This is a genomic window from Pseudomonas sp. Pseusp11 (assembly GCF_047304405.1).
Taxonomy (GTDB): domain Bacteria; phylum Pseudomonadota; class Gammaproteobacteria; order Pseudomonadales; family Pseudomonadaceae; genus Aquipseudomonas.
This window is the reverse complement of record NZ_JBGLZF010000014.1, coordinates 101,835-114,145: the sequence shown is the minus strand read 5'-3', so window position 1 is coordinate 114,145 and position 12,311 is coordinate 101,835. Positions and strand designations below refer to the sequence as shown.

11 protein-coding genes and 1 pseudogene are annotated in these 12,311 nt (G+C 52.0%); 5 read left to right on the top strand and 7 right to left on the bottom strand.

From position 1 onward, the window contains the following. Positions 1-90: 90 nt before the first annotated feature. Positions 91-1,044, bottom strand: a complete 954-nt coding sequence (locus ACCC96_RS13930) for an HNH endonuclease (RefSeq protein ID WP_413696119.1) — start codon at positions 1,042-1,044, stop codon at positions 91-93. 1,310 nt (positions 1,045-2,354) lie between these two features. Between ACCC96_RS13930 and ACCC96_RS13925 the strand changes: the two are divergent. The 5 genes and pseudogenes from ACCC96_RS13925 to ACCC96_RS13905 all read left to right on the top strand — a co-directional run. After that, a pseudogene (locus ACCC96_RS13925) lies at positions 2,355-2,489 on the top strand (DNA methyltransferase); the annotation flags it as partial. A 351-nt stretch (positions 2,490-2,840) separates the two neighbouring features. Further along, a complete protein-coding gene (locus ACCC96_RS13920; protein ID WP_413696148.1) occupies positions 2,841-3,398 on the top strand; it encodes a hypothetical protein in 558 nt (185 codons plus the stop codon). 63 nt (positions 3,399-3,461) lie between these two features. Beyond that, positions 3,462-4,778, top strand: a complete 1,317-nt coding sequence (locus ACCC96_RS13915; protein ID WP_413696118.1) for a DUF262 domain-containing protein — start codon at positions 3,462-3,464, stop codon at positions 4,776-4,778. Positions 4,779-4,796: 18 nt separating this feature from the next. Then, positions 4,797-5,900 (top strand): HEPN domain-containing protein, encoded by a 1,104-nt coding sequence (locus ACCC96_RS13910; RefSeq protein ID WP_413696117.1) that lies wholly within the window; start codon positions 4,797-4,799, stop codon positions 5,898-5,900. 69 nt (positions 5,901-5,969) lie between these two features. After that, complete coding sequence (locus ACCC96_RS13905; protein WP_413696116.1) at positions 5,970-7,097, top strand: PIN domain-containing protein; 1,128 nt, start codon at positions 5,970-5,972, stop codon at positions 7,095-7,097. A gap of 197 nt (positions 7,098-7,294) precedes the next feature. Here ACCC96_RS13905 and ACCC96_RS13900 read toward each other — a convergent pair whose 3' ends face one another. From ACCC96_RS13900 to ACCC96_RS13875, 6 genes are all read right to left on the bottom strand, one after another. Next, a complete protein-coding gene (locus ACCC96_RS13900) occupies positions 7,295-7,507 on the bottom strand; it encodes a hypothetical protein (RefSeq protein ID WP_413696115.1) in 213 nt (70 codons plus the stop codon). Further along, entirely contained in the window at positions 7,470-8,414 is a 945-nt protein-coding gene (locus tag ACCC96_RS13895; RefSeq protein ID WP_413696114.1) for a chromosome segregation protein SMC, read from the bottom strand. The genes ACCC96_RS13900 and ACCC96_RS13895 overlap by 38 nt, the downstream gene beginning before the upstream one ends. Before the next feature lie 93 nt (positions 8,415-8,507). Further along, positions 8,508-11,414: a DUF927 domain-containing protein gene (locus ACCC96_RS13890; RefSeq protein WP_413696113.1), complete on the bottom strand. Its 2,907-nt coding sequence runs from the start codon at positions 11,412-11,414 to the stop codon at positions 8,508-8,510. Continuing rightward, a complete protein-coding gene (locus ACCC96_RS13885; RefSeq protein ID WP_413696112.1) occupies positions 11,411-11,683 on the bottom strand; it encodes a DUF3077 domain-containing protein in 273 nt (90 codons plus the stop codon). Before ACCC96_RS13885 ends, ACCC96_RS13890 begins: the two co-directional genes overlap by 4 nt. Then, entirely contained in the window at positions 11,680-11,964 is a 285-nt protein-coding gene (locus tag ACCC96_RS13880; protein ID WP_413696111.1) for a hypothetical protein, read from the bottom strand. The genes ACCC96_RS13885 and ACCC96_RS13880 overlap by 4 nt, the downstream gene beginning before the upstream one ends. Then, positions 11,961-12,119, bottom strand: a complete 159-nt coding sequence (locus tag ACCC96_RS13875) for a hypothetical protein (protein ID WP_413696110.1) — start codon at positions 12,117-12,119, stop codon at positions 11,961-11,963. The genes ACCC96_RS13880 and ACCC96_RS13875 overlap by 4 nt, the downstream gene beginning before the upstream one ends. Between the last annotated feature and the right edge of the window lie 192 nt (positions 12,120-12,311).

The following is a 12,311-nucleotide window of genomic DNA, read 5'->3' as shown; positions in this document are numbered from 1 at the left end:
AAGGGTTTTACTGGTGGTGTTTCGGTTAGGCATACACGTGGGCATACACGCTGATGAATGCTGGCAATTAACTGAGGCATGCAACGGCTCCTAGTGCCGATGCTGCGCGACCAGGAGCAATGAGTCGTTCAAGCTGTCTCTGTCCACCGAAAAATGTGCATCCCTATGGCAATTTGGACAAAGCGCAACGCAGTTTGATACTCGATCACTGACCTCCACACCCAGTATGTGGTGGACGTCCAGAAAGCCAGTATACGAGCGGCTTGCTCCGCAACCCGGCCGTTCACAACGCGCACCGCATCGATCTATGACCGCTTTTCGGACCTTCGGATCCCGAGCCACTCTAGAAATGGTGACTTGAAAACGTAAGGTTTCATCCCGGCCCAAGAGCGATAGATCGATACCCGGTAGATCGCTAAAGGTGTCATTGGTCGCTATTTCGTAACCATCGGATACCTGCTGTTGAGCAAGGTCCTCCACCCCAGGCCATTTCCATAGAACATCGGCAACCTTGTATGCCTCGTCATAGCGATCATCCATCAGCCACATGGTTGGACTATCTCCATTTACCGCATGGTTCTTTTTGAGACGTCCTAGCTTTCCTTCGGCGATAAGCTTCGCACTTACATCTCTTTGCCCGTTGATAATTCCAGTTATGGCGTTTACAGGGATTAGAGCCGCGAATTTGATAGCCGATTCATAGCGCTGGATCAAAAGTGAGTGAGTGACGCCTTGAGGAGCTTCACGATCAACGATTTCGGCAATTGTTTTGTCCCAATCACCATCGCTTAGACGTGCTCGTAATTGCGCCGCAGAGTATTTCTCCGGTTGGTTTTCCCACCGCCAACACAAGCGGACGCGGGCCGTGAATGTCTTACCTTCAGGTGTGGTGGCGGAAAGAAGTTGAGAATGACCTTTACGTACATCACTCACACTACTGAAGCCGATACCTTCCAAAAAAGGCTTGAGCATTCCACGAGTGACTTTCTCAGCCTCAATACTTTCGACCGTGCGGAAGGCGCGTTTCTGAGGAGAACTTTCCATAGGTGAATACCGTGCAACAGGCGGTGATGGTGGAAGCACAAGATAGTGTCTAGTGCTTCTTGTAGATAGCGATTTGACGATAGATCAGCCTGAGATAAATGCTCCAGGGGACGCTGGAGCGCCCAAATATTGCTGGGGCCCCTGAGAGTTTCTTATCCACACGGGGTCGGAAACCCGCGAGATCTTGGTAGCGGCAGTTTCATCAGCTTACTGAAATTTCAACGTTGAAATTGAAAGGATATTGAAGAGAAAAGGGCATCGTTACCGCAACGGTAAAGGTGGGCTAGCGTGTTGTTGATAGTGAACGATTGAGCCCCCTCAACCTTGGGGATGCTGTCAACCTGTCAACCAACGTAGAAAATCCAGCCGCTAACACGATTCGGCGGGTTCTTTGCCCCGTGTCTTTCAGGAATGCCCAGGGTCCCCAGCGACCTCCCAAGCCATAGTGCAAATGCACTGGTGAACAGCAGTTCACCCAGTTCACCTGTTCACTAAGCTGGGCATTTTTCCGCTAACACGATCACGCGGGTTTCCGACCCCGTGTGGAGCTGAGGTTCTCAGGGGCCCCCGGCTTCTGCGGGAGTCTCCTCGCTGGTGGAACTCATATCTTAGGGGTGTGGGGCAGATACCTCTGAAATGTGGTGTAACTGGTGTTACGGGTGTAACGAGCCTATTTAAGTTATTGAATTTAAAAGGGAAAAGTTTAGTTACACGAGCCGTAAGCATTCAATGTAAACCGTGTAACAGTGACGAACTGTGTAACGCCCTTTAATAAATAGTGAAGGGAACTCACGTCCTAAAGGTGCCGTCTTTGACGAATGGACGCAGCGATCTCTCAGATTCTGGTCAACTGGCAACCCAACCCATTACCTCCTCGGCCAGTCCGACAGCATGTCCCCGAATGGCGGCGTAAGGTATGTGCATGAGCGAGGCCATTGTGGCTGACTGCCCCCCGGCCGGAATGTTGCCAAGCTGCCACCGTTGATGACAGGTACCTTACGGTGAAGGCGGTTTTCAGTGCTCGCGGGCTATTAAAAATCTACCACAAGGCTCTTGGTCTCAGATGCGTGCTAGGGTCTGATGCACGGCTAGCGTGCTTCTGATATTGTGTCGCTAGCTACGTCGCCCACCGACGTGGCTGATGTAGACGGGGAAGCTATCATTGATAAGCGGTTTCTCTCTGCATGGAGAGTCCTATTGCCTTTACCTTTCATCGACTTGTATGCGCTAACGCTTGCACTCAATGCTCGTAGGAGAACCCAGTGCCAGCAGCACAAACCCTTCTGAATGGCATCTGCCCATACTTCACTATGTTCCCACTCGATTTTCCCCAGAGGATCCTGAAAAAGGCTCGTAAGGGAGATCTAGTCTTGGACCCGTTTTGCGGTCGGGGCACGACAGGTTTCGCTGCTCGAATGGCTGGGTTAAGTTCTATGGGAGTTGACGCAAGTCCTGTTGCATCGGCGATAACGGCCTCGAAGTTGGTGTGCGTCTCAGCTGAAGAGGTCATTAACGAAGCTCGCTTCATTCTTGATAATCATCCCCCTGTTGAAACTCCCCAAGATGAATTTTGGCATTGGGCGTATCACCCTGATGTTCTCCAGTCCATTTGTCGGTTGCGGCATGCTCTTTTGGATGATTGCTCTACGAGTAGCCGGTACGCGCTGCGAGGTATTTTGTTGGGAGCCCTCCACGGCCCGCAACAGAAGACAATCCAAAGCTACTTTTCCAATCAATGTCCCCGGACGTATGCGCCAAAACCAAGGTACGCGACTAACTTCTGGAAGGATCGGGAAATGTATCCTGCTAAAGTCGATGTTCTCGAAATTATAACTCGACGTGCGATACGGTATTATTCTCAACACATCAAAACCACTGGTGTCTCGAGGTTGGCGGATAGCCGCAATCCAGAGAGCTTGAAGCCGCATGTGATTGGTGAAAGATATTCTTGGATTATCACATCTCCACCTTATTATGGAATGAAGACTTATATCCCTGATCAGTGGCTCCGAAATTGGTTTGTTGGTGGCACCTCCTCAGTTCAGTATGAAAGTCCTCTGCAACTCCTTCACGGTGGGCCAGAGATTTTTGCAGGCGATCTAAACAAGGTATGGAGAAATTCCGCCGCAGTGTCAGCAGAAAATGCCCGTCTTGTAATTCGATTTGGGGGCATATCAGACCGTCGAGCCGATCCTGTAATGTTGATTAAGTCATCACTCAATGAAAGCGGTTGGAAAATTACGAAGATAAAAAAGGCTGGGACGGCACTGGAGGGAAAGCGGCAAGCAGACTCTTTTTTACGTGTGAAATCGAATCCTGTAGTGGAAATAGATGTCTGGGCTGCTCGTGATTAGGGGGGATGATTGCTAGCAGTGTTTTAATTTTAAGTGGAATGCTCAGGGACGTCAGACTTAAATATGAAAAAAAACGATGATAAGCCGGCTTTGACTACTGATAATGCAAGTCAACTAGGAGTAATCGAAGTGCAGCTTTTGCCCAATGAGAAAGTTGCATTTTTTGACGTGCGTGAAAAGCATTCAGCCACGGACGAGGAACTGAATGCCCGATATGCTAAGGGTGAGATTCGGATCGTCACTGAATCCGCTAGATACTCATTAGCTGGCATATTATCGATGCTTCAAGAAGAGGTAGAAGTTGAGGGCGAGGAAGTAGCTCCTGGCACAACTGAACCCAGATACAAGCTAGACCCGGAATATCAACGTCGTCACCGCTGGAGTGACGAGCGGAAATCGCGTTTGATTGAATCTTTTTTGATGAACGTTCCGGTTCCTCCTGTGTTTCTCTATGAACGAGACTTAGCTCGTTTTGAAGTGATGGATGGACGTCAAAGATTAACCGCGCTTAGTGATTTTTATGATGATAAATTTGCATTGTGTGGTCTTGAGTATTGGGCGGACCTAGAAGGGAGAACTTATTCAACCCTTCCTAAAAAGGTGCGTGATGGTATTGATCGGCGATATATTTCATCAATTATTCTGCTGAAGGAGACGGCGACTTCAGATGAACAGGCAGCCCTTCTAAAAAAAATAGTTTTTGAACGTCTGAATTCTGGCGGTGTTGAATTAAGTAGCCAAGAAACCAGAAACGCTATTTATAATGGCCCCCTAAATAAGCTGTGCATGTCATTGTCGGAGAACTCAACTTTTCGTAGGTTGTGGGGGATTCCTTCAGGTATAACTCCTAATGCAGGTTCCGATGACGAACTTCTAGAATCCGGAGACGTGTCGACTCTTATAGGTAGACGAATGTTTGAAAAGATGGAAGATGTTGAGTTAATTTTGCGTTTTTTCGCTTACCGTCAAATAAGCTATTTCCGTGCAGGTCTCAATAAAATATCCGAATTTTTGGATAGGTTTTTGTTTAAGGGTAATTTTTTTGAGGAAGACGTATTACTTAGTTATCGCGAAATGTTCGAAACATCCATAGAGTTTCTATTTGATTCCCTGGGTTCGGATGCATTTACTGCTATTGGGCAGTCTCAGCGTCCTACCAAAATTGTCTATGATCCGATTATGTATATTGCAAATGATTCAACTGTAAAAAGCAAGTATTCGGAGTTAATTGGTTCAAAAGAGATTTTGAGGGAGGAATTAGTTGCTGCGTATGCTGAGCATGCCCAACTTTTTTCAGGTAGAAAGACAAATTATGCAGATACCCAAGCTCGCAACCAGGTAATCAGAGGTGCATTTTTTAAAGCGATTTCTCGTATCTGACGGCTCGGAGCAAATGATTTGCAATCTATATTAGAGCAGGTTCGCACGGAATTAGCGGAGCTAAAGGCGTTTGTACAGTCGATTGCTCCCGTAAATAGTGCGTTATCTAAGCATCCAGATGCGTCTGTAAGGCAGTATTTAACCTTGCGACGGCAGTATGACTATGCAGCATTTGTCGTTGCGTTGTATGCCTCCTTTGAACGGTATACAGAAGCCCTGATCGCTGAGTACGCTCGCTTAATTTCTTCTTTCATTCAATATAAAGACTTGCCGCCGTCATTGGTTAAAAAACATCTAGTGCAATCTGCGGAAATGCTTTCTCGTAAGAGACTTGGTGAGGGGCGTTACGCTAATTTGCTGCCCGTAAATGTAGCCGAGAGCTTGTTTAAATGCTTGTCTGGTGATGATAACTACACGCTCACTAGTGAGGCGGTTATTGCTCATGATACAAACCTTCGATATAACGATGTGAGTAAGCTTTTGGGAGAGGTTGGAGTTGTTGATTTCTGGACGAGATTTCCCAGTGTAGAGATAGTTTATAAGTGGTTTGTCAGGGAGGAGGTTGGAGATGCGGAGGAACACGAAGTTCCAGATCGAACTCCCGAGATAGATAGTACAATTAGAACCATGTTTGAAACGCGCCTTAACGACCTTGTCGAGCGCCGCAATGAGGTGGCACATAGGGGGGGCGGTGCTGAGCAGCTCTTGGGGCAGGCCGAAATGCTCAGCCGAATTGATTTTGTGGAAACATTGACTGAGGCCATGTTCAATCTTTCTAGCGCGTCTTATCTAAAGCTAAGAACTCAAGACCCCACGTATGCGTCGAATGTCGCTATTGTTGAGGGGCCATATAAGCTCGGAAGTGTGATTGTGATTGATCCACCAGGTTTCACCCTTTCTCAAGGCCAGGCACTCTTCATCATTCTTGCAAATGGTGATGTGAAATGGGGAAGAATTGTTAACTTAATGGTTGATGAAGTGCCAATAGCAACTATTGAGCCAGGATCAATAAATGGCACGGTAGGAGTTGAGGTTGACTTTCGCTGTACTCAAAAATCAGAGGTGTGGGTGAAACATACCTTGGATTGTGCGGTTTGGGGTGCTGCGGTAGTGACGCATTAGTTAATAAAGTATTAATAAATTCATTAGCCGCATGAGGTGGCTAGCTGATATGTACTTTGAAGGCCTCGAATGAAAGATAATTCAAGTATTGATCCGCAATATTTTGAGGCTTTGCGCAAAAAGCTAATCTGTGGCGAAATCACAGCTGTGACCTTCGATACACAGATCTTTGACCGCAATGGAAAGACCTTCCGGGGCGGTCTTATGGAGCAGTTGGGTCAGCTGAAGCATTCTCCCATTCAACTAGTTGTTACTGAGCTTGTGCGTGATGAAGCAGAAAAACACATGCTTGCCATGCATCAGGCTAAGGCATTGCGAGCGGAGGAGGCTTTAACGAATCTCAGCAAATATCTGAGTGAAGATCTTTTAGTTGAGGTGAAAGATGAATTGAGGTCGCAGATTTCCCCTGAAGGTATAGTGTTTAGGGAGATTAATGATTTTTTTATTGCGACGAACGCTGAGTTGCTTTTTTATGAAGAGGTAACGACTAGAAAGCTATTTTCCCGTTATTTCAAAAGCGAGCCGCCCTTTCATAAGCAAAATCATAAAAAGAACGAATTTCCTGATGCGATCGCACTATTATGTTTGGAGGAGTACTCCGAACTTCATGGTGTGTTGGTCGTGTCTGATGATAAAGATTGGATCACTTTCTGTTGCGAGTCGGAGTCAAAAAAACTTCATTGTGTACCGGATCTGAATGTGGCCCTCACATTGATTAATTCTGTCGAGAGCGATATTAAAGATATTACGGCTAGCCGAATTTTAAAGTTTGATAAGTTTAATGAGAACGGCGCTCTATTAATGAGTATTAAACAAAATATTGTTAATGATCTTCCCGAGAGTCTAGTCTTTACTGGCAGGACCAATTTTTTGTTCACCGCTACATGCACCGCGGTGGAGGTCGTCTCCGTCAATCATGAAGAGGGCAAGAGCTTTGGAAAAATAAGAGACGATTTGAGTTTGACTGCTTGGGTGTTAGAGTTGGATGTAGAATGTTGTGTAGATATTAGCGTAACTTTCTCCTCTGAGGACGCGGGCGTCCTAGGTGGTAGTAGGTATGAGAAACAATTAATCATTCCATGCATGTCTATAATAAAAATTTCCGAGGATACTATAAAGGTAGAGACGATGATGAATAAGCAAATCTCTCTTGATCTCGGAGTGATTTCACCGCATGAAGACTATATACAGAACTAATTTGCTAATCGAAATCTTTTAGAGAATAGGTGTAGGAGAGCCTATTGTGCCGGTGTTGCCGCTATTCTTACTGGGTAATGCAATTCGCATGTACAGTGCGGCTGAATAATTTTATTTTTTATAGTTAACAAATGGAGTTTGTGTGAGGGTCCACTGCTAAAAAAGGACCCAATGAGCCCTTTTTCAGATGCGGCTATTTATTTTGTAGTGAACTTTCGAAGTTGGTTTCGGCGATTCAGTTGGCTTTCAATATGCGCCATTTCCGCTTTAATCGCGTTGATGGTCAGTGTTTGTATCTGACTGGTTTTTCCCGGACGCGCATCGATGGTCTTAAGCAGAGCATTCAGATGGGCTTTCCGAGTTTTGAGCGTGTCAGACCAGGTCGCGCTGTTCTGTAGTGGCTTGTTCATGACGTACAACCTCGTGTTGTTCCAGATCGCTCATTTGTTCAGGCTGTTGCGGTATCGGCAGCTCGTTGAGCTGGAGTAGGTCCCGCGCTGTGTATTGGCGCGAGCGGTCGGAAAGTTCATGCCACGTCCAATTCCCGAAGTTTTCGCCTTCCTCTGGAACGGCCAGCTTCATCAGTCCCACCTGATCAAGCCCCAGCAGCCTGTAATTTGCCCACAGCTTTCCACCCACCTCGAATAACGCTTTTGCGGCCTCGTTCCATTGCTCCTCCAGTACCGTTTGCGAGAGCCAGAGGGCGGTGCGTTCTATCCCCTTATGCTTTTCCTGTGCTTCGGCGATGTATTTATCTACGGTGGCCAGCTCCTGCTCCAGAGCGGCCATGATTAGAGTCTGCCGACGATTATGCTCGGCGGCCGCTGTGAGGTTCTTCGCGGCCTTTTGCGCATCGGCGTTGGCGGTCTTCTCGCCTTCGGTGTCGCCCCACGCGACCGCCTGCGCATACGCAGTGGCAGCTTCCGTTTCAGCCTGGCGAGCGCTGGCCATGTCCTCAACTGCCTGTTGTTGGATCTGTTGCAGGCGGGTACTGAGGCTTTGGCGCTTTTCGTTTAACTCCTGCTCATCGGCAGTCCAGTTATCCATCGCCTCGATGTAACCCTCCATCAGGGAATCGCAATTGGCGAGGTTCTCACGGCGACTGATCTTCCGATCCAGAAGGTCGGCATTGTTGTTGCGCGAATCGAAATTCCTTTTCAGCTCGTTGTACTTGTCCCGCAGTTCGCGTTTCCGATCCGGATCGATGGGGTCTTCACTTTCCAGCACTGTTTCAAGTGGCAGCATTTCGGCGTGTAGTCGTTCTGCCTCGATGCGCAGTTGGTCGCGGCGGTCTTTCAGGTCTTGAATATCGTTCATCTGTTTAGTCTCTGTTCAATTCGATTGTGGGTTGGTTGAGTGGCTGGCGAGGCCGGGAATAAGCCGGCGCTACCTCAATCAGCAGAGATGCCCTCAGGCAGCCCGAGCCTCGCTCTCATCCATTCCAGGAATCGTCTTCACGATGTAGCAGCGTTGCTGACCGAGGCCGGGCAGCCGGACCAGACTCGACGCCTTACCATCGCTGCTCGGCTCCAATACACCGCGCTGCAGCAGCTCCTTATTCACGGCGTTGATGTTCATGCCCCGGAAGATCTCCGAGCGCCATGCCTCGGGCAGCACGTAATAGGTGTTGGTGGTATGCAGCGCATCACCCAGGCCGTGCTCCAGCGTCCTGCGAAAGCCAAGGCGGTCGATGGTGCGCGGGCCGTGTTCGTCGATCTTTGCCGCCGCCGATTCCCAGCGGGTGAACCTGCTTTCGCCGAAGCGCTCGATGACCTGGCGCAGGCGCGCCAAGATCGCATCGCCTTCGAAGTTCCCGGCGCCGCCACGCTCGTTCATCCATGCGTTGAGGCACACGCGAGCGGCGGTGGTTGCAGTTCCATCAGGCCAGCCGGTAATCCCCATCGCGGTGGCCAGCTCACCTGCTGCAGCCGCGAGGCCGAAACGAGCAGCCGCACGGTGCGCTTGTCCACTGGCCGAGGCCGGTAGCGATTGGGCGATAAACCCTTCCAGCGTGCGGCGCAGGATGGTGGACCAACCGTGACGTTTGCCCGGCTCGCACAACGCTGTGAGGAACGCAGTGAGTGGAGTGCCGTAATACTTCGCTACCCGCGCCTTGAGTGCGTCGGCCAGTGCCGCCGCATCCTCAAAGCCGTTGAGTGCGTCGAACATGCCGAAGCCTTTGCTCGCATCGGCCGGGACCGCGAGCATGCGTACTTCCATGCCCGCTTTCAGTTCCTTGTTGGCTTCGGCCATGTGCTGAGCCAGCGTCTTCTCTCCGGTGGAGAGAAACAGCAGACGCCACTCCTGTACCTGTCGGCCTGCTTGCCCTCGGTCATTGGCGCGTGCCTTACCAGTGCCGTTGCCGAGCATGTACACCGTCTCGCCGATGATGCGTGGATCGCACATGCCGATTTCATCCAGTACCAGGAGCCCATCGGAGTGCGCGGCGGCGATGGATTCCAGCGCGTTGTCGGTGGAGCGCCACGAACGCACCAGACGCGGCCCGCCATAGATCGAGGCGGCAACTTGCAGGTGCGTGGTCTTGCCGCCTGAACTGTCGCCGTACAAGTGGAAGCCGCCTGACTCATGGCCGAGCATGTGCAGCAGCGGGCCAGCAAAGGCCACGCCGACGACGAACGCCAATCGATGATTGCCGACGCACAGTGCGCCGATCTGCTCCTGCCACTGCTCAAGCGTGCCCGCTTCGCTGATCGGCGGAAGCTGAGAACCGGCCTCGTAGAAGTGTAGGTGTTCGCTGTGCGCGCCGACCTGTTGCTCGGGCAGGAGAAAGGCGCTGTCGTGCCAGCCCAAGCGGGTGACCAGCCGCGCTCGTTGCGCACTGTCAAAGCCGCCGAGATAACTCTGCAGGTCATTGCGTGCATTGCGTCCTGAACGGCTTCCAGCGAGACGCAGACCCATATCCACCAAAGGGCCGAGAACGTCCTTGCCGAAGTCGCCGGTCATGGTGCGCGCCGGAATGTTCCACCGTTTCTTGGCGCCGTCGGGATCGTCGAACTCGACCAGCAGGCCCCAGTTCTGGCCTTTGTCGTCGCGAGTGCGGGCCAGTATTTCCAGAGGCGAACACACGGGGCGCGCCTCGCCGTCGTCGCTGGCATAAAACACGCCTTCGGAGGTGAGGCGAAAGCCGCCGGGCATCAAGTCGTTTTTCGATTTAACGGGACGCTTGGCTGCTGCTTTTGCCTTCGGTTCCGGCTTGGTCTCGGTGTGATCGGGTACCGGCTTTACGACAGCCAGCCCGAACAGTTCACCGCTGCTTTTCAGCTCGGCAATATGAGCGGCTGTCCAGCCTTTGGCGAGCGCATCGGCCGCATCGTCGCCGTCATCCCATTGACCACCTTTGGCGAAGGCGGCGCGGTCGTTCTTCAGCGTGGGCTTGCGTTTGAACACCTCCAGCGCGATGACCCGAACCGAGGCGGCGCCGATTTCACGCAGCTTATCGGCAACGGCTTCCATGCAGGCTTTGCCGCTGACATCGTTGTCCGGCCACAACAGCACTTCGCGACCCTTGAGCGGTGTCAGGTCGGCTTTGTGCCAGGAGTTGGAGCCGTTCGGCCAGCAGGTGGCCGCGTAGCCGGGCAACAGTTCGGCGGCGGCGTCGGCAGCTTTCTCGCCTTCGCAGATAATAACCGGTGCGTCAGCGCGCTGGGTCAGTTCGTCAAGGCGCAGCAGTGGACGCGGATCGGGCAGACCCTGCCAGCGCCATTGCGTGGTCTGGCCATCGGCGCGCTGACACCATGTCAGGGGAGCAAAGACTTTCTTCGGTTTGCCGTTTTCATCCGGCGCGAGGTCGAAGCGGTAAAGCGCCATAAGCGGCTGGCCCTGCGCGTCGCGGTAGATCCACACCTTGGACGGCGCGCCGTGTTGCCGATGCTTGGCCGGGCACTTATTCATGGCCTCGGCCGGGATCGGCTGAATGGCAATCCACTCAGGTGCTTTTGTCTTGGCAGACGCTGGCTTGGCATGGGCGGCGCCGGGCGATACGTTGAGCAGATCTGCCAGTTTGTTACAGGCCTCGACGTCGGTGCCCCCGTCCAGATAGCGCACCAGATCAATCAGGTCACCGCCCTTGTCACCGGTAGCGAAGTCGGCCCACGTGCCCTTGCTCAAATTGATCTTGAGCGAACCGGCGCGCTTGTCGCTGCGGGTCGGATTCGGTGCGGTGTATTCCTTGCCACCGTCTACGCGCCTGCCATTGGGCAGCCAGTGCGACAGGACACGATCAATATCTTTCAGTGCGGCGGTTTTCACGTCGGCGAAGCTGGGACGTTTCGAGGAGTTGCTCGGGCGTTGGCTCATGCGTCAGCCCTCGCCAAAAACAGCGCGTCGTTGATGTCATCGATCAGGGCTTTGGCCATCTCGCCCAGGTACAGAGCAGGCCAACTGAAACGCTCGCCGCTGTCGCTCATGGCGGCGTCGAAGTTGAGCTGGTTGGCGTGATGCTGCAGCAGGGAAACCATCTCCAGTGCGTCTTCGACCGGTACTCCGGCATTGACCCGGAACAATTTCAAGTCGGTGGCATTCACGCGAGTAAATGTGGCGCGACCCAGCGTGGTGGAAGTTGTCATAGCGCACCGCCTTTCTGCGCCGCAGGGGTCGAGGTGGTGTCACCGTGCAAGGCGAGGGTCTTGATCAGGCCGAGAGTGCCGCGTACGTCCCAAAGAACGGCAGCAATGATGTGATTGGCGAGGCGCGAGGATTCGTTTTCGAAGTGATCCTCAAGCAGCGTCAGTACCGAGTCGGCGCGATCAATGGCGCAGGTGATGGCGTCGATGGGGACACCGGCTTCCGCTTTCGGATTAACGCAGAGCAGGTCTTCAGGCAGGGCACAGCTCAGGGCATTGTTCATTGGGCACCGCCTGCGGTTTCGAGTGCGCGGGCTTTGGCCATGTGGTTGTTGAAGCGGGCAAGACGTGTGGCGAGACTGGAATTGGCGTGTAAAGCGGCGAGAGCCATTGCACGATGTGCAGCGGCGCGATTTTTGAACGGATTGAGGGCGTGCATCTGGTGAAGCTCCTATTGTTGAGGAGCTGCCACGTTCGTTACCAAGCGAATGGGTGGCAGCTGTGCGCAGGTTGGTAAACCGGGACAATAGGAACCCGGCAGACCCGAAGGTCTCCCACGCACAGCCACCATAAAACGAAATTGCGGGCGTAAAAAAAGCGCCTGCAAAAGAGATATGGGCGCTGTTGCGCC